Source organism: Parvularcula sp. LCG005, from assembly GCF_032930845.1.
In the GTDB taxonomy this organism is placed as follows: domain Bacteria; phylum Pseudomonadota; class Alphaproteobacteria; order Caulobacterales; family Parvularculaceae; genus Parvularcula.
Map to the genome: position 1 here is coordinate 2,171,812 of NZ_CP136758.1, position 25,377 is coordinate 2,197,188.

24 protein-coding genes are annotated in these 25,377 nt (G+C 60.0%); 10 read left to right on the forward strand and 14 right to left on the reverse strand.

All coding sequences use genetic code 11. The features are described from left to right. Positions 1-8 precede the first annotated feature (8 nt). The 6 genes from RUI03_RS10240 to RUI03_RS10265 form a co-directional block, all read right to left on the reverse strand. Positions 9-1,895: a hypothetical protein gene (locus RUI03_RS10240; protein WP_317287361.1), complete on the reverse strand. Its 1,887-nt coding sequence runs from the start codon at positions 1,893-1,895 to the stop codon at positions 9-11. Beyond that, on the reverse strand, positions 1,876-2,796 hold the full coding sequence (locus RUI03_RS10245; RefSeq protein WP_317287362.1) for a hypothetical protein: 921 nt from the start codon (positions 2,794-2,796) through the stop codon (positions 1,876-1,878). Before RUI03_RS10245 ends, RUI03_RS10240 begins: the two co-directional genes overlap by 20 nt. Further along, positions 2,793-4,310 carry an XrtA system polysaccharide chain length determinant gene (locus RUI03_RS10250; RefSeq protein ID WP_317287363.1) on the reverse strand — a complete coding sequence of 506 codons (1,518 nt, stop codon included), beginning with the start codon at positions 4,308-4,310 and terminating at the stop codon, positions 2,793-2,795. Before RUI03_RS10250 ends, RUI03_RS10245 begins: the two co-directional genes overlap by 4 nt. 56 nt (positions 4,311-4,366) lie before the next feature. Then, complete coding sequence (locus RUI03_RS10255) at positions 4,367-5,062, reverse strand: XrtA/PEP-CTERM system exopolysaccharide export protein (RefSeq protein WP_410795868.1); 696 nt, start codon at positions 5,060-5,062, stop codon at positions 4,367-4,369. A 202-nt stretch (positions 5,063-5,264) separates the two neighbouring features. After that, a complete protein-coding gene (locus RUI03_RS10260) occupies positions 5,265-7,832 on the reverse strand; it encodes a tetratricopeptide repeat protein (RefSeq protein WP_317287365.1) in 2,568 nt (855 codons plus the stop codon). A 101-nt stretch (positions 7,833-7,933) separates the two neighbouring features. Further along, a complete protein-coding gene (locus RUI03_RS10265; RefSeq protein WP_317287366.1) occupies positions 7,934-8,800 on the reverse strand; it encodes an exopolysaccharide biosynthesis polyprenyl glycosylphosphotransferase in 867 nt (288 codons plus the stop codon). A gap of 268 nt (positions 8,801-9,068) precedes the next feature. On the opposite strand from RUI03_RS10265, the gene RUI03_RS10270 reads away from it, so the two are divergent. Then, positions 9,069-11,261 (forward strand): glycosyltransferase, encoded by a 2,193-nt coding sequence (locus tag RUI03_RS10270; RefSeq protein WP_317287367.1) that lies wholly within the window; start codon positions 9,069-9,071, stop codon positions 11,259-11,261. A 17-nt stretch (positions 11,262-11,278) separates the two neighbouring features. Here RUI03_RS10270 and dksA read toward each other — a convergent pair whose 3' ends face one another. After that, on the reverse strand, positions 11,279-11,692 hold the full coding sequence (gene dksA / locus RUI03_RS10275) for an RNA polymerase-binding protein DksA (protein WP_317287368.1): 414 nt from the start codon (positions 11,690-11,692) through the stop codon (positions 11,279-11,281). A 237-nt stretch (positions 11,693-11,929) separates the two neighbouring features. Between dksA and RUI03_RS10280 the strand changes: the two genes are divergently transcribed. Further along, positions 11,930-13,060 carry a lysozyme gene (locus RUI03_RS10280; RefSeq protein WP_317287369.1) on the forward strand — a complete coding sequence of 377 codons (1,131 nt, stop codon included), beginning with the start codon at positions 11,930-11,932 and terminating at the stop codon, positions 13,058-13,060. Here the strand turns inward: RUI03_RS10280 and RUI03_RS10285 are convergent, their stop codons facing one another. After that, the gene (locus RUI03_RS10285) at positions 13,061-13,444 is read right to left on the reverse strand and encodes a YkgJ family cysteine cluster protein (protein ID WP_317287370.1); all 384 of its coding nucleotides are present in this window, start codon (positions 13,442-13,444) and stop codon (positions 13,061-13,063) included. It abuts the gene before it with no gap. A gap of 80 nt (positions 13,445-13,524) precedes the next feature. Between RUI03_RS10285 and purB the strand changes: the two genes are divergently transcribed. Both purB and RUI03_RS10295 read left to right on the forward strand, forming a co-directional pair. Beyond that, positions 13,525-14,835, forward strand: coding sequence for an adenylosuccinate lyase (gene purB / locus RUI03_RS10290; protein ID WP_317287371.1), 1,311 nt, complete (start codon positions 13,525-13,527; stop codon positions 14,833-14,835). 94 nt (positions 14,836-14,929) lie between these two features. After that, on the forward strand, positions 14,930-15,343 hold the full coding sequence (locus RUI03_RS10295) for a BLUF domain-containing protein (protein WP_317287372.1): 414 nt from the start codon (positions 14,930-14,932) through the stop codon (positions 15,341-15,343). Between the two features lie 61 nt (positions 15,344-15,404). Here the strand turns inward: RUI03_RS10295 and RUI03_RS10300 are convergent, their stop codons facing one another. Then, the gene (locus RUI03_RS10300; protein ID WP_317287373.1) at positions 15,405-15,722 is read right to left on the reverse strand and encodes a DUF1476 domain-containing protein; all 318 of its coding nucleotides are present in this window, start codon (positions 15,720-15,722) and stop codon (positions 15,405-15,407) included. A gap of 171 nt (positions 15,723-15,893) precedes the next feature. On the opposite strand from RUI03_RS10300, the gene purC reads away from it, so the two are divergent. From purC to RUI03_RS10315, 3 genes are read left to right on the forward strand one after another with little or no spacing between them, the layout of a single operon-like run. Beyond that, positions 15,894-16,682: a phosphoribosylaminoimidazolesuccinocarboxamide synthase gene (gene purC / locus RUI03_RS10305; RefSeq protein ID WP_317287374.1), complete on the forward strand. Its 789-nt coding sequence runs from the start codon at positions 15,894-15,896 to the stop codon at positions 16,680-16,682. Continuing rightward, positions 16,679-16,921, forward strand: coding sequence for a phosphoribosylformylglycinamidine synthase subunit PurS (gene purS / locus RUI03_RS10310; RefSeq protein ID WP_317287375.1), 243 nt, complete (start codon positions 16,679-16,681; stop codon positions 16,919-16,921). The genes purC and purS overlap by 4 nt, the downstream gene beginning before the upstream one ends. Positions 16,922-16,944: 23 nt before the next feature. Next, positions 16,945-17,586, forward strand: coding sequence for a hypothetical protein (locus tag RUI03_RS10315; protein WP_317287376.1), 642 nt, complete (start codon positions 16,945-16,947; stop codon positions 17,584-17,586). Positions 17,587-17,597: 11 nt separating this feature from the next. Here RUI03_RS10315 and RUI03_RS10320 read toward each other — a convergent pair whose 3' ends face one another. After that, positions 17,598-18,431 carry an outer membrane protein assembly factor BamD gene (locus tag RUI03_RS10320; protein WP_317287377.1) on the reverse strand — a complete coding sequence of 278 codons (834 nt, stop codon included), beginning with the start codon at positions 18,429-18,431 and terminating at the stop codon, positions 17,598-17,600. 126 nt (positions 18,432-18,557) lie between these two features. Beyond that, complete coding sequence (lpxC, locus tag RUI03_RS10325) at positions 18,558-19,529, reverse strand: UDP-3-O-acyl-N-acetylglucosamine deacetylase (RefSeq protein WP_317287378.1); 972 nt, start codon at positions 19,527-19,529, stop codon at positions 18,558-18,560. Positions 19,530-19,750: 221 nt separating this feature from the next. On the opposite strand from lpxC, the gene RUI03_RS10330 reads away from it, so the two are divergent. Next, on the forward strand, positions 19,751-20,482 hold the full coding sequence (locus RUI03_RS10330; protein ID WP_317287379.1) for a trypsin-like peptidase domain-containing protein: 732 nt from the start codon (positions 19,751-19,753) through the stop codon (positions 20,480-20,482). Here the strand turns inward: RUI03_RS10330 and glmS are convergent, their stop codons facing one another. Both glmS and glmU read right to left on the reverse strand, forming a co-directional pair. Continuing rightward, positions 20,483-22,312: a glutamine--fructose-6-phosphate transaminase (isomerizing) gene (gene glmS / locus RUI03_RS10335; RefSeq protein ID WP_317287380.1), complete on the reverse strand. Its 1,830-nt coding sequence runs from the start codon at positions 22,310-22,312 to the stop codon at positions 20,483-20,485. 17 nt (positions 22,313-22,329) lie between these two features. Next, the gene (gene glmU / locus RUI03_RS10340; protein ID WP_317287381.1) at positions 22,330-23,673 is read right to left on the reverse strand and encodes a bifunctional UDP-N-acetylglucosamine diphosphorylase/glucosamine-1-phosphate N-acetyltransferase GlmU; all 1,344 of its coding nucleotides are present in this window, start codon (positions 23,671-23,673) and stop codon (positions 22,330-22,332) included. A 175-nt stretch (positions 23,674-23,848) separates the two neighbouring features. On the opposite strand from glmU, the gene RUI03_RS10345 reads away from it, so the two are divergent. Both RUI03_RS10345 and RUI03_RS10350 read left to right on the forward strand, forming a co-directional pair. Next, the gene (locus RUI03_RS10345; RefSeq protein WP_317287382.1) at positions 23,849-24,295 is read left to right on the forward strand and encodes a hypothetical protein; all 447 of its coding nucleotides are present in this window, start codon (positions 23,849-23,851) and stop codon (positions 24,293-24,295) included. A 36-nt stretch (positions 24,296-24,331) separates the two neighbouring features. Continuing rightward, positions 24,332-25,015 (forward strand): HAD-IA family hydrolase, encoded by a 684-nt coding sequence (locus RUI03_RS10350; protein WP_317287383.1) that lies wholly within the window; start codon positions 24,332-24,334, stop codon positions 25,013-25,015. Between the two features lie 19 nt (positions 25,016-25,034). Here the strand turns inward: RUI03_RS10350 and RUI03_RS10355 are convergent, their stop codons facing one another. Next, positions 25,035-25,235: a hypothetical protein gene (locus RUI03_RS10355; protein WP_317287384.1), complete on the reverse strand. Its 201-nt coding sequence runs from the start codon at positions 25,233-25,235 to the stop codon at positions 25,035-25,037. Positions 25,236-25,377: the final 142 nt, after the last annotated feature.

Here is a 25,377-nt window from a genome sequence, read left to right on the forward strand (position 1 = left end):
TTGCTTCATCAGAATTTCCATCGCATGCCGACGGCAACGACGTTCTCCTGATAATCAAATCTCGTGCCACCGAGGCTTTCCGCGCTGTCACTATCGACATGATAGGCTGATGCTGTGGCCGCAAAACGGCGACCAAGCTGATAGGAGGCGCCGACACTGAGGAATGTTTCGGTCGTTTTGCCAGGCTCGGTTACCGTATCGACAAAGCGGTCACGACCGGCAAAGCCGTCACTCTCGGTATAGGCCACATTGGCATCGATGTTGAGGCGGCGGCTCAGCTGGCGCGAGGCGCCGAGATTGATGGAGCGCTGGCTGCGGCTGGCATTGTCTGCCGTCGCATCGGTCTCGGTCTGACTGACGTTCAGGCGGAGATTGGTTCGGGCGAAATCGCCGCGCAGACCCACCGAATACCGATCAAAAACGGAAGCGCCGAAATTGCCGCGCTCCACATCCTCAAAGCCTGCAGAAAAATCGATAGCCCGTTCAACAAGTGCCTTCGATGCCTGATCCTGGCTGTCGGCGAGACGGCGAATGGTCTGCAGTGCCCGGGTCTGGGACGCAATCGCGGAGGACGCAAAGTCCTGCAGTCCCGTATTGAGACTGCGCATGGCCGACGCCACGATCGTCAGGCGCTTCATGGGCTGGTAGCGCCCGTTCACTTCAAGCGATGTGCCGTCATACCGCTCACCAATCGTGGCGCGCCACTGGCTGTTCTTTGAGGGGGTCAGGTTGACCCCGGCATTCCAGTAGGTGCCGTTGAGGCGATCGGCGCGCGCTTCAGATTCGGCGATCTCATCGGCCGTGGCCATATCGCTCAGTTCAAAGTCGATCTCATCGACGCCGACACCGGCAATCAGACTGACCACCCGATTAAGGCGATACTCCGTATCGAACGATGCACTGGACTGGGTGAAGCGGGTGTCGTCGAGCAGATCGCTGCCGCTTTCCTCGACGTCACGGGTGAAGGCCCCGACCTTGAAGCCGAACCGGTCGAAGAGATTGCCGCTCGAATAGCTGGCCAGAAATTCGGTGGCGATCGAGTCGTTCTCATATTGCAGGTCGTCATCGACGGCCTCGCTCAGGAACTGGGCAATGCGATTGTCCAGTCGCTCGTCGAGAACATTCACTGACGTTGCACGGCCGCGCACCTCGAGCTGGCTGTCATTGGCAAAACGACGCAAGACGTACGGGCTGACAGAGAAACCGCCATAGACGATTTCCTCGTCGGACTGCCCCACCCCGGCGGAGACAAGCGCACTGCTGCGCCCCAGCGCCTGCTCCTGCACGATGGCGGAAGCATCAACGTAGAGAAGATTGTCCGCCACGCGGAAGGTGCCCGAAGCACCGATATTCGGTTCGATGAACACGCTGTCGACATCGCGAAAGCCAAAGCTCGATTCAATATCGTCGTATGGCGCGGCCGATGGTGTGGCCGTATCGGGTATGGTCGTCGGTGCCGGCGTATCGGCGGCATCGACGAGGCGTTCCTCGATCGGATCATCGTTCAGATAGGTACCGACCCGCAGGCTGCCCGTCATAATGCCCGTAAAAGACACACGCTGAATGACCGATGTGCCGGTCAGGGAGGCGCTGGCAATAATGTTGTCGAGCGGCTCAATCCCCACCTCATCGGTGAAAAAGTCATTCTGCCCCGGACCATAGACGTTGTAGCGGGTCAGCGTATCCGGCAGGCGGCGATAATTGTCCGAATACATCAGCCGTGTATCGAGCGACCAGGATTGCTCTGAGAAACTGCGCTGACCGCCGCCGGATTGCTGTGCTGAGGCCAGAACGGGCGACAGCGCCAGAGGCGCTGCAGCGAGAGACAGGAGGCGTCGCAGCTCATGCTTGCGACGCGAGGAGACGACGGGGGCGCTATTCTTTGTCACGGCCATGGCGGTAGTAATACTCCTTGTACGATCCATAATGGATCGCATTCTCAGTCACGAGACAACGGTTAAGAACGACACTGATACGCTCATTGACGTCCAGCAGCTCATCGAGAGCTGTTGCGACAGCAGGTTCAGGGGTTTCGTTCGCTTCGACAACAAATACAATCTCATCAACATGCGGCGCCAGCGCCACAGCCTCGGGCGTCGCCAGCACGGGCGGAGCGTCGATGATGATCAGGCGATCCGGGAAGCGGTTCGACAGGTCGTGAAGGAACAGCGATGTTTCTTCACGGGAGAATAGATCGATCGCGCTACCGTCAAACTGCCCCTGAGGCAGAATGGCGAGCGGGCTGTTCCTTTCGCGCAACAGGCACTCGCGCAAGTGCACGTCGCCCGGCTGGTCGATCAGGTCCGACAGGCCCCGTCCGCCCTTGAGGCCAAAATGGGACAGCACTTTGGGGCGCGGCAGGTCAGCATCGACGAGGACGACGCCGATATTGTCTTCGAGCGCCAGGCTGAGCGCCAGATTGATCGATGTGAAGGTCTTCCCTTCGGCCGGCCGCGTCGAGGTGGTCAGCACCAGATTGGACGGGCGCTGCATCTGCTCATTCATCACCGGCTCGCGGCGGCGGCTGGCTATCTTGCGGAATTTCAGCCGCCGCAGAAGGCGGCGCTTGATCGCGCGCAGTTCCAGCGACAGCCGTTCAGGCCTGTCCGACGGCGTGAAAAAGCCCTGTCGCGCCAGACCTTCCAGATCGATGTCAAAGGGCTCGAGCGGTTCGGCCACCCGCAGGGGCGCCGTATCCATCGGGACCGGCACAGCACCGGGACCAAGCAGGATATTGCTGCTGTCGGAAGGCTTTTCACCGCCGGGGCCATTCAGGGCCAGTTCCACCAGTTTCATCGCAAGTCTCCCTGCATCACGGTGGCACTCTGTAACGCTTCAGTACTCACATCGCCCACCCGGAACTCATACCACCAGTAAAGGCCCATCGCTGCAAGCAGCAGGCCGCCTAGGGCACCTGTGATCGCCATTCGGTCAAAAATGGCACGCAGTCGGTTCTGCGTTGTTGGCGCCGGCGAGATCGCCCCAAGAACTGGCAGTCCCAGCGCATTCTCAATATCGGACGTCTGGGTATAGGTGCGGTCCAATTGAGCCAGAATGAAGGCGAGGCCTGCCGCGCCGCCAATCGCCATCGCGAAGATAGCCAAGGCCAGAAGACCGCGTGGGGGCCAGCTCGGCTCTGCTGCTACGGTCGGGGCCTCGAACCGGCGATACTCAATGGCGCCGCCCGCCTGGGTCAGATTGGCACGCACGTCCATCTGGGCACGCTCGCCGGCCAGTTCCTTGTAGGTCCGCTCAATCTGTTCTTTCTCGCGCAACAGCGAGACCAGGGTCGATTCCGCTTCTGGCGTCTGCGCCACATCGAGGGTGAGGTCATCGATCTCCCCCTGCACGCGATCAGCCCGCAGTCGAAGCCCGGCCAGTTCATCGGACGCCAGCGCCAGATTGGCCTGCAGCGCCTCATATTGCGGGTTCAGCGGAAGGGTCGACGAACCCGATTCCAGTGAGGCGATCTGTGCCTTCAGACGCTGAATGTCGGGATAGTTCTCGTTGAACTGGGTGCGCAGGGTCGCCAGCTGCAGCTTCAACTGATCCAAATCAGACCCGGGGGCGTATTTCGGCGTTGTCGTCAGCGACGAGACAAGGCGTTCGCGCCGCATGGTCACAGAGGTGATCTGCTCTTCCAGGCGCGACTGCTCTTCGATCTTGCTGTCTAGGCGACGGCCGGTCCGGTCGCCGCCAGCCAGCTCATCGGCATTCAGGCGGCGATAATTGGCAATTTTCAGATCGATGTCTTCGAGCGCGGCGCGGCGATCGGCGATCTCACGGTCGAGGGTCGTCAGCGCCCGATCGCTGTCAGCGATGGCGGAAACAAGGTTCTGTTCCACAAAGAGATCAAGGACAGATGACACCACCCGCTGGGCCATGACCGCGTCAGTGTCGAGATAGGTGATGACGAAGTACTGTTCTTCTTCGTTCTCGACGATGATGCGTTCCTGCAGCTCACGGATCGAGCGCTCGAGCTCAACCGGTCCGTCAATGCCCGCATCCATGCCGGTCTCGTAAATGACCTGCTCGATATTATCCCGGGACAGAAGCTGCGTCCGGATGATCCGCACGCCCTTCTCAAGGTTCGGCCTGCCGCTCACCTCGGCAAGCGAAGTATCGAGCGCCGTATCGGTATTGATGTAAACCTGCGCCCGGCTCTCATACATGTCCGGGATCAGCGTGCTGGCCAGCCAGCCCGACATGGCAGCGAGCCACGCCAGACCAGCAATCAACCAGCGACGGCGCCACAGACCGACGACGATCTTGACGACCGGTCTTGGCAGGCTTGGCAACACAGAGAGCATAACGCGCCCTCCCCCTTTTCTACATTTAACCTGCCTGAGACGTCGTCAGGATGACCTTAGAAACGCGTCTCAGGAATAAGGATCACATCGCCGGGCTTGATGGCGACGTTGGCGGAAACATCACCGCGGCGCATCAAGTCATTGAGGCGCAGTCGGTAGGTGACCTGCTGTTCATTGCGGCCCCGGATCAGCTTGGCGCGGTTGCCTGATGCAAATTCGGTCAGACCGCCGACTTCCAGCATCACGTCCAGCACGGTCATGCCGGACCGGTAGGCCAGCGCCCGTGGCTGCTGGGCTTCACCGATAACGCGAACCTGCTGGTCCACCGTGGAAATGAAGTTCTTTACGATCACCGTGACTTCTGGCGATTTGACGTATTCCATCAGCGCCTGTTCGATATCGCGGCTCAGCTCTGTCGGTGTTTTGCCGGCGGCCAGCATGTCTTCGACCAGCGGCGTGGAAATGCGGCCATCGGGACGCACCGTGACGGTCGTCGACAGCTCTTCTGCACGCCAGACGAAAATCTCCAGATCATCATACGGGCCGACGAGATAGTCGGGTGAGGCGTCATCCGGCTGGGTATCAACAGCACTGACGCCCTGGATCCCGGACGTACGCTGCTCAGTGCCACCCGTGTCGACTTCGGCGAGTGACGGCAGGTTTGTTGTCTCGCAGGCCGTGACCGCGAAGAGCGCGGCAAGGCCCATCAGGGCGGTGCGGATCGTTGTATTCAATACGGTTCTCATGTTCATCTCCTCGTACCGCACAGTGCATCGGTCGGGTCCTGGGGGCAGACCTGCAAGAACAATGACAGTCGCAGGGTACGAGCGACGCATTGTGTTCAACTATTTGATACGGTTTTTCTCCAGCCGCGTTGTACCGCCGATCCGGTAAAATACAACGAAGGCTTGCGTGGCCACGATCGAATTCATGGCCGGAGAGACCACCACCGCATTATTCCAGCGCCGCCAGCTTGCGGGACAGCTCCTCATTCCCGGGATCGAACACCCGCGCGCGTCGCAGCAGGGCTCGCGCAGCGTCGCCCTGCCCGCGATCCCGCAGCAGGTCGGCGTAGGTTTCTGCGATCGCCGTGACGTGCGGCAACGCGGTATAGGCCCGTCGGGCCAGGTCAAGCGCGCCGTCAGGATCAGACGCGCTTCGCGCGAGCGCCAGATTGTTGAACATCAGCGGGTCATTCGGCGCCTGCGCCAACCCCGCCGCGATGGCGTCTTCCGCCACTTTCCAGTCGCCAAGATCCACCGCAATACCGCTAAGGATCAGAAGCGCCTGGCGATCGGACGGATGACTGGCGGTCCAGCGCTGCAGCGCCGTGAGCAGTTCGCGGCGTTCGACATCGGTCTGCACCAGACCGGCCCAGGCGGCGAAGACTTCGCCATTGTGGGGAGCCAGCGTCAGATGCTTCAGCGCCGTCGGACGACGGTCTGCCTCGTTATAGAGACGCGCTGTCATCAGCGGTCCTTTGAGATGTGACAGGGTCTCATCGGTTTCCAGCGCCTTCAGCGCGCTGGTGATATCCCGCCTGGCCAACTGATCGAGATAGGCGGCGCCAATCCTGTCGTCATAAGGCTGGGTATCGTGAGCCAACTGCAAAAGCTGCCAGGCTTCATCACTTTCCCCTGCCGCGTTGAAGGCCGCTGCCGCCGCGATGATGGTGGCCGCATCGGCGTGGGGCGTCGCGATGGGACCGAGATGAGCTGTTGCCTCTCCCGGCGCGCCGATCTCCACGAGCAGATCACTAGCGCTGAGCACAAATGGACGATGACCATCGCCTGCCGCTGTGATCCGGTCGTCAAGGACATCGACCGCTTCGCCGCGGCGCCCGACGACAACCAATATCCGCGGCAACAATAGCTTCGCCTCCGTAAAGACACGCGCCGTCTCGTCCGCCTGCTGCGCTGCCGTCAGTGCGCCATCCACGTCACCATCCGCATACCGCTCAACCGCGAGGGCGCCGAGCACCGGCGCCGATTTAGCGCCCGCCATGCGCGCTTTCTCCAGCCAGTCATGAAGGGCCCGGGCCGACGGGTCCAGACTGGCGCGATTGGCAATCGCGGCGAAATAATCCGGATGCTGTGCAATCAGCTTCTCAAGCGTCTGCTTTGCCTTTTCAGCATCTCCGGCCTTGGCCTGGGCTGCCGCAAGAAGGTTGACAGCGACGGGACTGCCATCGGTGGCCTGCACTGCGCGATCGGCAGCGGACACGGCCAATGTCGCTTCGCCTGAGCGCAGGGCGGCCGTCGCGGCAAGGATCGCATTGACGGAAGCAAGATCCTGCGCGCTCGTTGTATCTTCGGTGCCTGCCAGTGCGGTCGCAAGGACAGCGTTCTGATTGTCCCCCATCTGGGATAGGACCGACTGCGCTTCGTCATAGCGACCCTTTGCCATCAGACGATCAGCCTTCAGGCGCAAAAGAACGGGGTCGAGCGGCTGACGGTCGAGCCCTTCCTTCAGCAGATCATCGGCGCGATCGGCCTCCCCCTTCTCATCGTACACCTCGACAAGAAGACGCCGAGCGGCCCGATCATCGGGCGTCGCAGCAAGCCGGTCTCGTAACAGAACCTCAGCCTGCGCCAGTTTGTCGGTGTCAATTTTGATCCGCCCAAGGAGGACAGCGCCGCCCGGCGCATGAACGAGCCAGGGCTCAATTGTCGAGGCGACACGGCCTGCCTGCTGCACCTTGCCCTCCTGCAGGAGAATCAGCGCCTCAAGATAGGCTGGCCGCGGATCATTCGCCTCGCGCGGCGCCAAAGATTTCTGAACCTGCCATGCGGTTTCGACATCGCCTCGCCTCAGCGCCGCTTCAATGGCGATGGCGCCCGCCGATACATTGCCCGGATCACGGGCCAGTGCGTCATTGGCCATGCTCGCCGCCCGCGCCGGGTCGCCCGCTTTCAACGCAAGACGCGCCCGCAACAGCATGGTGGGAATGGCCGTACCGCCATCGGCAATAATGGCGTCCACCAGGCGCTGCGCCCGCAGATAGTCCCCGCGCGCATATTGCGCCCGCGCGGCGACCAGCCGCGCCATCGTCGCAAAGCGCTTATGTTTGACTGCAGGGCCTAGCCGTTTCAGCGCTTCTGCAGGCTGCGCGGCACGGAGGGCCTGTTCCCCATCAATCAGTGAACGCAGAGCCACCACGTCAGCGGATCGACCCTGATCCTCCAGGACCGCTTTTGCTTCCGTCAGCCGGTCCTGACCGAACAGGCTTTCAGCGAGGACCATCTGCGCGCCCGTAGAGGGATTGCGGCGAATGACCACCCGGATCATCTTTTCCGCGCGGTCAAATTCGCCGAGCTCATTCAGCGCCTGTGCCAGACCGAACCGCGCGTTCATGTCATCGGAATTTTTGCGGATGGCCTTTTCGTAGCGGATCATTGCCGCCCGTGCGGTTTCGTCCTGTACCGCGGCCGTCCCAACACCGTGCGCGAATACCGATGTCGCCGGCAAGACCGTCGCCATGGCGGTGGCCAAAAACAAGACGTGGAGCGGTGGCTTGGTCATGACGGTCCCTGCGCTTCTGGCGGGCGACAAGCAGCCCGCGGCACGAACACTACAGTCATTCGCTGTCAGTCGCAGCCTTTTCGGCACGATATGGCGTGAACTTAACGACTGCCTGTCGAGAAAAGGGCGACCCGGACCGTCTTGATGACGATGAACAGGTCCAGCAGCAGGCTGAAATGCCGGATGTAGTAGAGGTCGAAACACAGCTTGCGCTGGGCATCCTCAACCGACGCCCCATAGGGCAGCATGACTTGCGCCCATCCGGTCAAGCCGGGCTTCACCCGGTGCCGAACATCGTAGTGCGGGATTTCCTCGGCCAGCAAAGTGGTAAACTCGGGACGCTCAGGACGCGGCCCCACGAAACTCATATGGCCAAGAAGGATGGGCAGGACCTGAGGCACTTCATCCAGACGGGTCCGGCGGAGGAAAGCCCCGACGCGCGTCACCCGCTTGTCATTCACCTGCGCCCACATGGCGCCGTTTTTCTCAGCATCGACGGTCATGGTGCGGAATTTGATGACGTCAAACAGCTTGCCGTTCAGACCCACGCGCTTCTGCCGATAGAAAACCGGCCCGCGGCTATCGAGCTTGATCGCGATCGCCGAGAACATCATCACTGGCAGAGTGAAAAGGATAAGCGCCAGACTGAGCACCACATCCAGTGCCCGCTTGGGGATGACCGTGGATGGCGCCCGCTTGATGAGTGCCGCATTCTCGATTGCTACGGCATCAAATGTTGCCAGATCGATTTCGCCGCGGTCATGATCCGGGCTGCGCTCAGCATTCCAGATCTGCCCCACCAGCCTGCGCGTGAATCCAATGCGGTGGATGAGGCGTGAGCGCACGATGCTCCGACGCTGCGGCATTGCGAAAATGACAGCCAGCCGCGCCGGTGGATAGGCGTTTAGCTGCATGACGGTCGCAAGCGCCATCACAGCCAGAAGCATGCCACAAAACAGCGTAGCCAAAATTTCCCCCACACCCTCAACTGACGCGGGCCTCATTAGCCATCGCATCATTTTACGCAACACAATACTCGTCATACTAATGCTGCAAACGCAAAATTTCAAAATTTATCTATCGTAAACGTGATTTTTCATCCGCTGGCTGAGTGTCTGACGAACTCCTCGCCGAATACGTGTTAGCGTAATGAAAATAATACACTAAGGTTGATTTTACGCCTGGGCGCGGTTCTTGCACCACCATTGAGACGTTCGTGGGCCATTGCGCCCGGCCATGGACCTGTTGAAAAGGCAACGTGAAGACGGTGAATACACGATGCGGATCCTGACGCTGACCACGCTCTACCCCAGCGCCGCACGGCCATTTCACGGCATCTTCGTGGAAAACCGGTTGCGGGCCGTAAAGGCGCGCGGGCACGATATTCGCGTTGTGGCCCCCGTGCCGTGGTTTCCGTCCTCAGCCAGCCTGTTTGGTGCTTATGGAAAATTCGCCGCTACACCGACGAATGAAAACCGGCATGGCTTGCCTGTCAGCCATCCGCGATACCCGCTGGTCCCGAAAATCGGTATGACACTGGCCGCCGACAGTCTGGCCCGTTGTTTTCATCAGGCCATTCAGAGGCACATTGATGATGGCTTCGTACCAGACTTGATTGATGCTCATTACTACTACCCCGATGCGGTCGCCGCCGCCCGCGCCGCTGCTCACTTTGACCTGCCAGTCGTGGCGACGGCGCGCGGCACGGACATCAATCTGATCCCGACCTATCCGCGTCAGCGCCGCATGGTGCTCGACACCGCAGCCAAGGTCGCCGCATCGATCTGTGTCGCCGATGCCTTGCGGGATGAAATGATCAGTCTGGGGGCGGACGGCCAGAAAATTCACACCATCCGGAATGGTGTTGACCTGTCTCTGTTCACACCAGGCGACCGGGAAGCGGCCAAACAGAACTTTGGTGTCAGCGAACGCGTGATCGCGTCGGTCGGCCATCTGATCGAGCGCAAAGGTCACCACCTGATCATCGATGCCCTGCCCCAGCTTGCTGATACGCACCTTCTGATCGCCGGGACGGGTCCCGAGGAAGCCGCGCTGAAACAGCAGGCCGAGCGCGTCGGTGTGCGCCAGCGCGTGCATTTTCTGGGGCCGGTCCCTCATGAGGCGCTCCCTGATGTCTATCGCGCCGCGGACATTCTAGTTCTCGCCTCTTCCCGCGAAGGCTGGCCCAACGTGCTGCTCGAGGCGATGGCCTGCGGTACGCCCTGTGTGGCGACACCTGTCTGGGGGTCCGGCGAAGTCATCGCTGCGCCTGCTGCAGGTCGTCTTGCCGGTGCGCGCACATCTGACGCGCTGGTCGAGGCCATCACCATGCTGACCGCCTCGCGCCCTGACCGCGCCGCCACCCGGCAGTATGCAGAGCAGTTTGGCTGGGCGCCGGTAGCGGAAAAGGTCGAACAGGTCTGGACCGAGGCTGCGGCCAGCAAACCAAAACTAACAAGACGCGCGGGCTGGGGGCGGAAAGCCGCTACGGCACCGGGCGCAACCCGCGCGATCCTAACTGTCGACACCGAAGAAATATTTGACTGGAAAAGCGGGTATTCAGACTGGCAGGTGCCGCCGGTTGACGCCCTGCACCGTCTGCAGGCAGTGGCCGAGAAGAACGGGTTCAAGCCGCTCTATTTCACGACCTATCCCCTCCTGAACGATGATGAAGTGGGCGGAACATTGGCCAAGTGGGCCATGGCGGGACGGGCCGATATCGGCCTTCACCTGCATAACTGGTGTACACCCCCTATCATTGACAAAACGGAGGACGCCTCCTCCTTTCAATGCAATATTGATCCGGCGCTGCATGAACAAAAACTCAGTACACTCATTGAGATGTTCACCCGCCGCGTCGGCCAGCCGCCGGTCGCACATCGCGCCGGGCGCTACGGCATCGCACCGTGGGTGCTGGATCAGCTCGCGGCGCGTGGTGTGATGTATGATTTCAGCCCCAGCGCCGGTTTTGATTTCCGGCCCGGACAGGGGCCTGACTTCTTCAATTTTGGGACCTCCCCCCGCCAGCGAGAAACGGCATGGGGCACGCAATGGGTCATTCCCGTGTCCGGGGTGCGCAAATGGCGACGTCTTGAGCATTATCCCGCCCTGCCAGGCATTCCTGACGGCCCGGCGCGCGCGGCGATGAATATGGCAACCCTGCCCGTGCGCCTGACGCCGGAGGGCCATACAGCCGCACAATTGACGAATGTGGCGCGACATCTGGTCGGGCGCGGCATGCCGATCCTGACCCCGAGCCTGCACATTACCTCTATTGTGCCGGGCGCAACGCCCTACGCGCCCGACGATGCCGGTGTTGAGCGCATTCTTTCGACTTTGGATGACTGGATGAGCTGGGCCGTTTCAGACGGAGTTGTTCCGGCAGGCCTTGGGGACATTATCGAGCAGCTTGCGCGCTCAGACGCATAAAATGTCGATCACGGCGATCAGTCGTCGCGATGGACCTTTTCCTTGCGCTCATGGCGCTCCTGGGCCTCTAGCGTCATCGTCGCCGTTGGCCGGGCTTCAAGGCGAGCGAGGGAGATCGGTTCCCCGGTCGCTTCGCAATACCCATACTCGCCATTTTCAATGCGGCGCAGCGCGGACTCGATCTTGTTGATCAGCTTGCGCTGCCGGTCACGCGTCCGCAGCTCAAGCGAGTGATCGGTTTCGCTGGACGCCCGGTCAGCCGGATCCGCCAGATGGAGGCTGGCTGTCTGCATCTGTTCGATCGTCGTCTTGCTCTGGTCCAGAATATCGGATTTCCAGTCCAGCAACTTCTGTTTGAAGTAAGCCAGCTGGCGATCATTCATGAATGGCTCGTCCTCAGTCGGGCGATATGCGCCTTCACTTACCGACATGATGCCTCCCCGGATGTAAGCCTCTCGCCTCGCACCCATTGCATGTGTGTTTCACGCTGCCTCGCGCCGGGGCCGCTTAACTTCCACCACCGCCCGGGACAAGCGATGATTTTGTAACATCGGAAAGTGAAACCTTCGTTGCCCTGCGGCGCCGCCGCGTTAACCTCTGGATAACAATTCGACGACTGCCGCTTTTGTGGTATACAATAACGATAGCTCTATCGGGACGAGGGACGCATGGCCGGGATTTCTGCTGAGGGTATTGCCCTGATCAAGCGATGGGAGGGGCTGCGCCTCGACTCCTATCAGGATATCGCCGGCATCTGGACGATCGGATACGGCCATACGGGCCGCGAAGTCGGTCCCGACCAGACCATCACCGAAGCCGAGGCCGAAGACCTGCTGCGTGAAGATGTGCGCCGGTTCGAGAATGGCGTGAACGACCTCGTCAAAGTCCCCCTCACCCAGAGCATGTTCGATGCTCTTGTTTCCTTTTCCTATAATGTGGGCACCGGGGCGCTGAAATCCTCGACCGCGCTCAAGCGCCTGAACAAGGAAGACTACACCGGCGCGGCAGAAGCCCTGACCTGGTGGAACAAGGCGCGGGACCCGCAGTCGGGTCAGCTGGTGGTGTCCAACGGGCTGGCCCGTCGACGGCAGTCGGAAGCCGCCCTCTTCCTGCGCGACATTGATGAGCTGGAAGGCGATGATGCTGCGGGCGACACGATGCAGGGCGCGGAGATCAAGGAAAACCCGCCGCGGCGCAGCAACCCGGTGACAACCCGGACGACCGGCGGTGCAGTCACGGCCGGGACAGCGGGCGCTGCCGGCGCTGGCGCGATCCTGATGGACGACGAAGATGGCAGCAAGTCAGCGGACCAGACGGACGGCACCTCCACAGATGGGACGACGACTGGCAATGACAGCGGGTCGACCACGACCGACGGCACAACCGATCAGTCCAGCGACGATGTCGTCGTGCAGCCGGGCGAGGATGAAGAAGGCTGGCCCGAAGAATGGTCCGACGGCAGCACCGACGCCTCCGATGGCACCGCGGACGATGGGACTTCGGATGATTGGACCGGCGACACAGGCGACGGCACTGCTTCTGGAGATGAGAAGACCGACCAGCCCGACAGCGGTGATACCGGCGAAGACACCTCGACGGGGACCGATACGGCGGACAGCGCCGATGATGGCGGGCAGACAGCGACCGGCACTGAGCAGCCAACACCCGGCGCAGATCAGACCTTTGAGAAGAAGGACTACACCGACGCCTTTGTCGTGGCCTGCGGTGTCCTTGCCGTGCTCGCGGCCATTTATGTGATTGGCGCGCGGATTGACGACTGGCGCAAATATCGCCGTTGATCAGCTGGTCGTGGCGACCCATTCGGGGTCGTCCTGGACCTCCCGCTCGAACATCAGAAAATCATAATAACCGCACCGCGTCTGGGTCGGAAATTCGCGGCAGATGGCGGGACGTGCGTGGTACACGGTACAATTGCGCGTTTCGGTGTCGATGAACTGGCAGATCGTTTCGAAATGCTCATCGGACTGGTGACGCAGGACGCGCGGCGTGTCCTTGTCGCCTTTCTTGGTATATTTCTTTTTGGCTGCCGCGAATGACAGGCCGAAATATTCTGCCAGACGCGTGACGTCCTCGTCCGTTGCCGGAATATGCGCGTAAGAGCAGCAATAGGCCGGACATTTCAGACAGTCGTACTTCTTGCGGCTTCGCTTTTTTTCGGCCATCAGACAGCGCTTTCAAAATTTCGTCCTGCAGGACTGCGCGTGTCCTGCACGGCTACGCCGCCACTGACAAGGTTCACATCATGATTCCACGCTATGCCCGCCCCGAGATGACAACGATCTGGAGCCAGGAAACCAAGTACCGGATCTGGTTCGAAATCGAAGCGCATGCAGCGACGGCCATGGCGCGGCTCGGCGTCATTCCCGAAGAGGCGGCAAGAACCATTTGGGAAAAAGGCAAGGACGCCCAGTTCGACCCGGACCGGATCGACGAGATCGAGCGGGAGACAAAGCATGACGTCATCGCCTTCCTGACCCATCTGGCCGAGCTGATCGGCGATGAAGCCCGCTTTGTCCATCAGGGCCTCACCTCCTCTGACGTTCTGGATACGTGTCTGTCGGTCCAGCTCGTTCGCGCAACGGATATTCTGATCGCCGGCAATGACCGGGTGCTGGCCGCACTGAAAAAGCGCGCCTTTGAACACAAGATGACGCCGATGGTCGGCCGCAGCCACGGCATTCATGCCGAGCCAATCACCTTTGGCCTGAAACTCGCGGGCTTCTATGCGGAGTTCGAACGTAACCGTCAGCGCCTGCTGGCAGCGCGTGAGGAAATCGCCGTCTGCGCGCTGTCAGGCGCCGTCGGCACCTTCGCCAATGTGGACCCTTCAGTGGAAGTCTATGTCGGCGAGCAGATGGGCCTGGCGCCTGAGCCCATGTCGACCCAAGTGATCGCCCGAGACCGCCACGCCGCCTATTTCGCTGCCCTCGGCGTCGTCGCCTCCTCGATCGAACGCCTCGCTGTTGAAATCAGGCATCTACAGCGTACGGAAGTTCGTGAGGCGGAAGAATTCTTTGCGAAAGGCCAGAAGGGCTCGTCGGCAATGCCGCACAAGCGCAATCCGGTCCTGACCGAAAACCTCACCGGCCTTGCGCGTCTGGTGCGGATGGCTGTGGTGCCGGCGATGGAGAATGTGGCCCTGTGGCATGAGCGCGACATCAGCCATTCTTCCGTGGAGCGCGGCATCGCCCCCGATTCGACCATCCACCTCGACTTTGCCCTGCATCGTCTGGCCAATGTCGTCGAGAATCTGACGGTCTACGACGACAACATGCAGAAGAATCTCGATCAGCTCGGCGGCCTTGTGAATTCCCAGCGCGTTCTTCTGGCCCTCACTCAGGCTGGCGTCAGCCGCGAGGATTCCTATCGCCTCGTCCAGCGCAATGCGATGCGCGTCTGGGCGGAAAATCGTCCGCTTCTGGACTTTCTCCTCGAAGATGACGAAGTGAAGGCGGCACTGTCGGAAGACCATCTGCGCTCGCTCTTCGACATCGGCTATCACACCAAGCGGGTCGACGTGATCTTCGACCGGGTTTTCGGCGCGACAGAATAAGTCATAATAATTTAGGTTAGCGCGCGAGCCTCATGAAACAGGCAAGGCTGCTCTTTTGAGAGCGGTCCGCCACGTTTGGGCCAAGGGGTATGATGTGAAACGACTGATCTACGTGAGCTCAGCCAGCTCAACAATTGAGCTGTCCGACCTCGAATCCATCCTGGAAGTGTCGCAGAAACGAAATGCCGAAAAGGGCGTGACCGGCGTCCTTCTCTATAATGGCCTGAACTTTCTGCAGGTCCTTGAGGGCGAAGCTGCCGCCGTCGACGAACTCTATAAAATGATCGCCCGCGACGATCAGCATTCCGGCGTGGTCACCATCTATCTGGAAGAGATCCCGCATCAGGCATTCGACGGCTGGTCGATGAAAGTCCGCATGGGCAGCGTCGACGAAAGCGATACCCCTGAGGGCGCGGAGCGTGTTCAGAATTTCGTGACGGGCCTGCCCGCCACTCTGCCTGAGCCTGTCAGGAAAATTCTCGCCAGCTTCAATACGCTCAAGAGCTGAGACGAACAGGTCGAGATCCGCAGCCCTGACACAACGGTCCGGCCTGCGGATCAGCTGAATATTATGGGCGGACGGCGTTCATGGCCGCATCGAGATATTCAGCCATTTTGGCGCGAATTTCCTCATCGCTGACTTTCTTAGCGGATTTGTCGAGATCAGCGCGGACTTTCCGGAAGACATCGTCGTCGCCGGGCTCTTCAAGATCGGCGCGCACAACTGAGCGCGCATACTCGTCGGCGTCGGCACCCGACAGGCCCAGCTTTGCAGCAACCCAGGCGCCAAGAAGCTTGTCGCGCTTGGCTTCCACCTTGAAGCGCAGTTCCGCATCAAGAACGAAACCTGTTTCAAATCGCTTTTCCCGGTCATCAAAGGTGGTCATAGGGTACCTTTCTCAGTATATACACAGCCTCGTTCTAAGGCCTGCGGCCGCCGATGCAATCGACTTTGCGCCAACTAGCCTCTGATGCTAGCTGCAAAGCGCTTTGAAATGTAGGGGCGGTGAGCGCAATATAGGCCCGAACTCGGCCTCCTAGAGTTTGAAAGGCTCCTCATGGCACGCGGCAAACCAATTTATGAAGGCAAAGCCAAGATCCTGTATGAAGGTCCCGAACCGGGTACCCTCATTCAGTTCTTCAAGGACGACGCCACGGCTTTCAACGGTGAGCGCCACGCCATTCTTGAAGGCAAGGGTGTGCTGAACAATCGGATCTCGGAATTTATCATGACCGAGATCGAGCGGATCGGCATCCCGACGCACTTTATCAAGCGGATCAATATGCGCGAGCAGCTGATCCGCGCCGTCGAGATCGTACCTCTGGAGGTTGTGGTCCGGAATGTCGCTGCAGGATCGCTGTGCAAGCGGTTTGGCCTGACCGAGGGTGAGGCCCTGCCCCGCTCTATCGTCGAATTCTACCTGAAGGATGACAAGCTCGGCGACCCCATGGTGTCCGAGGACCACATCACAGCATTCAGCTGGGCAAATCCGCAGGAAATCGACGACATGATGGCCTATGCCCTGCGGGTGAATGATTTCCTGTCCGGCCTGTTCTCAGCCGTCGGCATCCGTCTGATCGACTTCAAGCTCGAGTTTGGACGCCAGTATGAAGGCGAAATGATGCGGCTCATTCTGGCCGATGAAATCAGCCCGGATAATTGTCGCCTGTGGGATAGCAAGACCAACGAAATCATGGATAAGGACCGCTTCCGCAAGGATCTGGGCGGTGTTGTCGAGGGTTATCGCGAAGTGGCGAAGCGGCTCGGCATCTGGCGCGACAGTGACGAGCGTTCTGATACTAATGGCCCCGTTCTCGTGGCCTCAAATGATGGAAATAATCGGTGAAGGCGAAAATCCACGTATCCCTGAAAACCGGCGTTCTGGACCCCCAGGGCAAGGCAATCGAAACGTCGCTGCACAGCCTGGGCTTTGATGGCGCACAGAATGTTCGCCAGGGCAAGCTGATCGAAATCGATCTGCCAACAGACGATCAGGCCGAGGCCCAGAAACTCGTTGACGAGATGTGCAGCAAACTGCTCGCCAATCCTGTCATGGAAAAATACACCGTCGAGTTTGTCAGCTGAATTAATGAAAGGATGGGCGGTCGATGTTTGACGTCGGCGCTCTTGCGCAATTTGCTACCGCCTATCCCGCCCAACCCGCGGTTCTCGCTCATTCAGCGAATGAGCACCCTCTTTTTTCGCTGCCGCGCCTGACCATTCTGGCGGGTAGCCTGCCGCGCCGCTGTGTTGAGCTGAGATCAGCCGATACGGGCGCCGAGGAAAAGGACCCGACCCCCCCCGCCCTTCTGGTTCAGGCGCTGTCCGCCCGTGATGATGTCATGAGCCTGCGCGAAATCGGTCACGACGAGGAATACGCGCAATGGCTATCCGAAACGGTTCGGCCATTCGTGCCGTTCCTGCGCGGTGTAACGGGCGCCAATGTCAGTGTGGACGGCGAAATTGTTCTGTGTTCGCCCGATGTGGCGACCCAATGGCCCAGTGAAGGCGAAGGCCGCATCTGGATGCAGTGTCGGGGGCAGTCCACGGCAGCACTTGGCACACGGACATTTGAGCTGGGTGAAGGCGAAGCCATCTTTGCGCCCAAGGGTGAGGATCTGACCGTGACGGCCGGTAATCAGCTGGGCATCGCTGTCGTACTGAGCTGGCCCGATGACGAGGCCGAAGGTGCGCCCGGCCATGGCAGCCTGCTGTCGCTGCTCTGGCGGAAAATCAAATCGAAACGCTAGTCAGGCGGAAATCAGTTAGCGCTGCTTGGCGTCTGGGCTGGCAGCTCTGCCTTGGCGGTTGACGTCTTAGACTCCGCAGGCACGCCGTACTTGTTGAACAGCTTGTACGTGTCCTTGTACCAATCCGAGTTCGGATAGTTATAGCCTAACATCGCCGCATGGCGACGCGCCTCAGGCACGAGCCCCAGTTCCAGATAGGCCTCAACCAGCCGGTGCAGGGCTTCCGGCACCTGGCTTGTGGTCTGGTAACTCGTCAGAACAACGTTGAACCGGTTGATGGCGGAGACGTGCTGACCTTTTTTCAAGTACCAGCGGCCAACGTCCATCTCCTTACCCGCAAGGTGATCGCGGGTCAGGTCAAGTTTGAGACGCGCATCCCGAGCATATTCGGAATCCGGATAACGACGAACAACGTCTTCGAGAGCCGCGAGCGCATTGCGGGTAATATCCTGGTCCCGGCCCACATCGCGGATCCGCTCGTAATGGTTCATCGCCTTCAGATAGTAGGCGTATGGCGCGTCCTTGTTGCCGGGGTGAATGGCCAGGAACTGTTCGATGCTGGCGATCGAGTCCTCGTAGTCATTCATCAGATATTGCGAGTACGCCGTCATCAGCATCGCCCGGCGCGCCCATGGCGAGTAAGGGTGCTGCCGCTCGACTTCCTCAAAATAGGCGATTGCGTCTTCATAACGACGCTTGGACAGGCGCTCGGTTCCCTCGGTGTAGAGCTTTTCGACAGGCTCCTCCACATAGGCGAATTTGCTGTCTTTCTTGCCATTGGAGGCGCAGGCGCCCAGCGCGAGGACAAGTGCACTGGTCAACAGAAGCGGCAAATGACGAACCATGGAAACCTCTCTACGCGCCCGAAACTAGCCGATGGTCGGCCGGGAGTTGGTCAACGTTGTATGAAGCGTAGCCGCCGCGGTCAAACACCCTGACGCCTGTCAGGCCAATAAATATTGGACAGATGGTCAGGCGCGAGCGCGCTGGTCGCTGGCATCACCTGCAGGGACCATTTCAATGCTCGCAGCGCCCTGCTCGATCACTGCACGAGCAAACCGCGTATTGAGATCATGACCCGGCTTCACTGCCTTGATCCGCGCCGCGAGAGGCGCGCCCAGCAGGTAGAGATCGCCGATCAGGTCGAGCGCCTTGTGCCGCACGAACTCGCCATCAAACCGCAGACCGCCTTCATTCAGCACCTGTCCGTCAGACACCACAATGGCGTTATCCAGCGAGCCGCCGAGGGCAAGGCCCTGAGCCCGCATCATTTCAACGTCCTTGAGATCACAGAAGGTGCGCGCGGCAGCGATGGCCGAACGGAAGTCAGCGGCATGCCCGTCAATCCGCAAATGCTGGCGACCAATGGCCGGATCGTTGAACGCCACAGTGACGTCAATCTCTGTCGTGGATGGCTCGTCCAGACCCAGCGGCACTGCTTCGATGACGCTGTCGCCTTTTTCCACAATTACCGGAGCGTTCAGGCGCCAGACAACACGTGAAGTGGCCAGCGGGCGCAGCCCCACACTGTCGATCATGGCGACGAAAGGTTCGGCGCTGCCGTCCATGATGGGAATTTCAGGACCGTCAAGTTCAACGATGGCGTGGTCAACACCGCAGCCCGCAAACGCGGCCATGATGTGCTCAACCGTCGAAACACTGACGCCATGGCGGTTCGAGATGACCGTGCCCAGGGTTGTGGCGGTCACCGCCATCGGGGTCGCCTTGATGGAGATACGCTCAAGATCTGTCATCTGCGTTGCCGCAGTGCCATTGGCCAGCAAATCGCGGCGACGGAACAGAATGCCCGTTCCGGCTGGTGCCGGCATGATTGTCATGGAGACAGAACGCCCCGTGTGCAGCCCGATGCTGTCGCACGAAACCGACGTCCGGACGGTCATGGCGCGTGCGCCGGCCGACATGTCTTCAGTCATATCAAACATCAACTATTACCCTGTTCGCCACAGATGCCGACGGCACCGTGGTCGCCTACCCACTGAATTATGGTGTCCGGGACCGGGAAGTTGAAATAACGCTGTGTTACGGCGTGTTGCGTTGCGGCGTGAGGTCATGGCGCAAGGCATGCCGACATCGGGGCAAAAATCTTTGAAACCCGCATGAAACAAGGCTCGCCGGGCGATCGCCACCGCCCTACATCCCCGTCATGATCGACACACTTCTTCTCACGACCGTGCGTGTTTCCACCTATATTGGCGATACCGCGCTCTCTACCGCCACCTGCTTTTTCTTCGAACGCGACGGGCGGCTGTTCCTCGTGACGTCAAACCACGTGGTTTTCGATGAGCCCAGCGGTCACAAACCGGACCGACTGGTGATCGACCTGCACACCGATATCAGCAATATCGCGCAGGCCACCAATTTCTCGATCCCGCTTTACCGCAACGGGAAAAGTATCTGGCGGGGCGCCAAGGATTCGGGGGGCGCCATCGATGTCGCCGTCGTTGAAATCGAGCGCAGCAAACTGCCCGCCGGCACCGTGATTGAGGCGTTCACATTGGCCAGCCTGGTGCCAAACGATGATGACGTCGAGATCGGCGCCACGCTCCTGACGGTTGGATACCCGATGGGCTTCCACGATGAACTGCATCACCTGCCTGTGGTGCGGCAGGCCGCCCTGTCTTCCTCTTTCGGGCTGCGGTTTCAGGGGATGGGCTATTTTCTGGTCGATGCCCGAACGCACCGTGGGATCAGCGGCGCACCCGTCGTCATGCGCGTGCCGCAGGACAGCAATATGCCTGACAGGCTGCCGTGGAAACTGCTCGGCATTCACTCGGCGCGCCTGGAATCGCCGACACGCGACCCCAATCTCGACGACCTGCTCGGCTTGAACGCGGTCTGGTATGCCGACGTCCTGACGACGCTTACCGAGAACTGATCATTCCACCGTGACGGATTTGGCGAGGTTTCGCGGCTGATCCACATCCGTCCCCTTGGCCACCGCCGCGTGATAGGCGAGCAGCTGGACCGGCACAGCATAGACCATGGGCGACAGGAGCGGATCAGAATCCGGCACCGGGATCTGCGCCCACAGCGCGCCCCCCTTCTCAGCCGAAGCCAGCCCCTCAACCGTTGAGATGAGGCAGCATTTACCGCCCCGCGCCATCACTTCCTGCATGTTGGAGACTGTCTTCTCGAAGAGCGGGCCTGGCGGTGAAATCACGATCACCGGCACATCGTCGTCAATCAGCGCGATGGGGCCGTGCTTGAGCTCTCCCGCAGCATACCCCTCCGCATGGATATAGCTGATCTCCTTGAGCTTCAGCGCGCCTTCCATCGCCAGCGGGAAATTCACGCCGCGACCGAGGTAGAGAACGTCCCTTGCCTGAGCCAGATTGCTGGCGAGATCTTTCAGCGCCTCATCCATGTGCAGCGCCTCCGCCATGTGGCGGGGAATTTCGAGAAGCGCCGTCAGCAGTTCCTGTTCGCGCCGTTCATCGATGAAGCCGCGTTGCACACCTGCGGCGATCGCGAGGCAGGCCAGCGTTGCCAGCTGGCAGGTAAACGCCTTGGTCGAGGCCACCCCAATCTCAGGGCCCGCATGGGTTGGGTAAAGAGCATCCGCCTCCCGTGCGATGGTGGATTCCGGCACGTTGACGATGGCGCCGATCTTCTGGCCCGCATCTTTTGCCGCCCGCAGCGCCGCCAGCGTATCCGCTGTTTCACCGGATTGAGAGATAAACAGGGCCGCCCCGCCAGGCCGATAGGGCACATCGCGATACCGTAGCTCAGAAGCAATATCATGCTCGACAGGCAGGCGGGCAAAGGTTTCAAACCAGTATTTGGCGATCTGCGCGGCATAATAGGCTGTACCGCATGCTGACAATGTCAGTGAGTTGATCGCCTTGAAGTCAATACCATCGGCTGGCAGACGAATGGTTCGTGCCACAGGATCGATATAGGCCGACAGCGTATGACCGATCACCTCCGGCTGTTCATGAATTTCCTTGGCCATGAAATGGCGGTGCTCGCCTTTGTCCACCAGTGCAGCAGACGCATCTGAAATTTTCTCGGGCCGCTCCACAGGCGTATCGTCGGCCTCGAATATTTCGACGCCCGATCGGCTGACCACGGCCCAGTCACCATCGGCCAGATAAGTCACGCGGTTGGTGAAAGGGGCAAGCGCGTAGGCGTCCGAGCCAATGAACATCTCCCCATCGCCCCGCCCGATCGCCAGTGGACTGCCGCGACGGGCCGCGTACAGCATGTCGGGTTCGTCATCGACCAGCACCGCAAGAGCAAAGGCACCCTCGAGCCGTTTCAGCGTCGCAGCAAACGCGTCACGCGGTGATGCGCCTTCATTCATCAGATGACTGATCAGCTTGGCAATGGTCTCGGTATCCGTCTGGGATTCAAAGGTGATACCGTGCGCCATCAACTCTTCGCGCAAGTCGGCAAAATTCTCGATAATGCCGTTGTGGACCACGGCCACATGGGCCCCGGCATGGGGATGCGCATTGGCGGTGGTCGGCGCCCCGTGGGTTGCCCACCGTGTATGACCGATCCCGGTGGTCCCGGGCAGCGGGTCGTCATCGAGGACCGTTTGCAGCGCGGCAAGCTTGCCCACCGCGCGACGCCGGTCGATGCGCCCGTTATTGATCGTCGCCACACCCGCGGAATCATAACCGCGATATTCAAGACGCCGCAGCCCCTCCACCAGCGAGACCGTAACGTCCTGCTTTCCGATAATACCTACAATACCGCACATGATTATATACTCTCGATCTATTCGTCTTTAGTCTGATGGCGTTGGCGGAAAGATTGGGCCCATCCCGGCTTCTCAACCTGCCGCCCCCGGCCGAGTGCGAGAGCGTCATCGGCCACATCCTCTGTTACAACAGAGCCTGATCCGACAATCGCACCGCGGCCAATCTTGACTGGCGCGACAAGAGCGGAGTTCGAGCCTATAAAGGCATTCTCACCAATCGTTGTCTTGTATTTTCCGTAGCCGTCATAGTTGCACGTGATCGTCCCGGCACCGATATTCGCGCCGGCGCCGACCGTGGCATCGCCAATATAGCTAAGGTGATTGACCTTGGCGCCGGCCCCCAGAGTAGCCTTCTTCATTTCAACGAAATTGCCGACACGCGCGCCCTTCCCGACATCACTACCCGGACGCAGGCGCGCATAGGGGCCAATGGTGGCGCCACTGGCCACATGGCAATCTTCCAGATGGCTGAAGGCTTCAATACGCACATTGGCGTCAATAACCACACCGGGACCGAAAACGACGTTCTGCGCCACGACCGTGTCGGCACCAATTTTGGTATCAGCAGCAAAATAAACCGTTGACGGATCAAGAAGGGTCACCCCCTCCCGCATGGCATCACCGCGGACGCGCGTCTGAAAGATATTTTCAGCCACAGCCAGTTCAACGCGATCATTGACGCCGTATACTTCATCGGCGGAGCCGGTAACAATATCCGCACGCCCCCCATTGCTGGTCACAAGGCCGGCAAGGTCTGTCAGATAGTACTCACCCTTGGCATTGCGATTGTCGATTTGCGGCAGGTAGCGGCGCAGCGCGTCACTGCTGACCGCCATCACGCCAGAATTGCATAGGCGGACGGCCAGCTCGGCGGCGCTCGCTTCTTTTGCTTCAACAATCCGGTCAAGGCCACCATCAACGTTCTTGATGAGACGCCCATAGGCGCCAGGCTCATCGGGCTCGAACCCGAGAACCGCCAGAGTCGCCCCGGCGGTGATGGCACCTATCATGGCGCGCAGAGTTTGCTCCGTCACCAAGGGCGTGTCGGCATAAAGGACGAGGACGACGCCGTCGAAACCCTCAAGCGACGGCATGGCCGCTGTCACTGCATCGGCCGTGCCCTGAGGAGGATCCTGCACCGCCACATGAGCATCGCCGTCAAAGTGTCTTGCCGCTTCGCCCACCTGCGGGGCCTGACTGCCGATCACCACGACCTGCCGGCGCGCGCCGAGTTGCGCCGCCGACGCCATCACGTGGTGCAGCATCGGGCGCCGGCCCACCTCGTGCAGGACTTTTGGCAGCGCGGACCGCATCCGCGTGCCATGACCGGCGGCAAGAATGACACTGGCAATTTGGGTCATGGGGCTCAATACTCGTTTCGCTGAACTGACGGCTACAGGCTGTGCCCCCTGACCGGAACACAATTTTTGTTGTTTAGTATAACATCAGGGTCGGGTCACGGCGGACGGGGGTTTTCAACGCCCCTTGTCGTCACCACATAGCCGCCACGGCCACGAGGCCATCGAGGAGATAAAAATGCGCAAATCCTTCGTCTGGCTCACGCCGCTGGCCCTCATCATGTCCGGTTGTACCGCCGAAGAAGAGCGATCCAAGGAGCAGACCGAGCAGATGGACAAAGTCGCTTCCTCCTGCCCCATCATGAAAAGTCGTGACTGGCAGGCCTGGGTCGACGCCGTACCGGGGGCTGAGGCTCAACGCACTTTGCGCATTTCGGGCCAGGTTGATCTGCCGACACCTGGTTACAGCTGGTCCTTCAAGGAAGGCGTCGCCGACCGCAGCGCCACCCCGCGCCAGACCCTCATGCTGGAGCTGACCCCGCCGGACGGCATGGTCACCCAAGTCGTGACCACTGAACAGATCGACTATAGCGGGCCGGCGCTGGCCCCGTCCTACCGCGCCATTGTGATCACCTGTCAGGGCGAGACCATCGCCGAAGTGACAGATGTGAGCGAAACGCAGTAACCGACACCCGCCTTTAACATCAGAGGGACGGCGATCATGTCAGCGCTAAAGGACGTGGTGACCATTCTCGACCTCGACGGGACGCTCGTCGACAGCGCACCTGATCTCTGCGCCACGCTAAATATTGTTCTGGAAAGTCAGGGTCTGGAACCAGTGCCCCTCGACGGGGTGCGGGCGCTTGTTGGCGAAGGCGCAGTCGCGATGATGAAAAAGGGGTTCGCGCTACAGGGCCGGTCTTTTCCCGACGGCGACGAAGGCAACGCCCTGCGCCAGCAATTTTTTGATTACTACGAAACACACAGTACGGATCATTCCACCGTCTTCGAGGGTGTCTTCGATGCCCTGGAGGGGTTGCAAGCCGAAGGGGCCGCCCTCGCTATCTGCACCAACAAGATTGAGCGGCTGTCCCACCCCCTGTTGGAGAAGCTCGGCCTGACACCCTATTTTGACGAAATTATCTGTCGCGACACGCTTCCAGAACACAAGCCATCCGGCCTGCCTCTACGCATCATTCGTGAGCGGACAGAAAAGATGAAGGGAGTGATGGTTGGCGACACGATGACGGATCTGAATGCCGCTCGCGCCGCAGGCATGCCATGTGCCTGGGCTACGTTTGGCTATGGCAGCCTGCCCGACGATCTGGGGCCGGAAGAATTGTGTTTTGACCATTACGGTGAGCTGGTCGCGATGGTCAAAACACTCAGTGGGCTGTCAGTCTAGTGGGATGGGTATCGTACGCTTAATGGGACTTGGACAGTTCGTTCCGACGCGGCATGCCATTGACCATGTCGCTGCGGATATCAAATCGGGATGAACGCATGGTCGAAACAAACCCTTCATGGATCAGCTCGATATCTACGTCATAACCCTTCTTACGCCAGTAATCCTGGATGGCTAACTGAAGACGCGATGCGCCATCGCTGGAACAGTAATCAGACATAAACTACCTCCTTCGCGAGGATTAAACTGTAACCGGCGCAAAATATTTTTGTCCATAGGCTGAGCATCGTGATTTGAAAAAAACAGAGAATAAAAGGCAAAAAAATCGTTAACAGCCCAACAAAGACGACCAATAGTGGTGT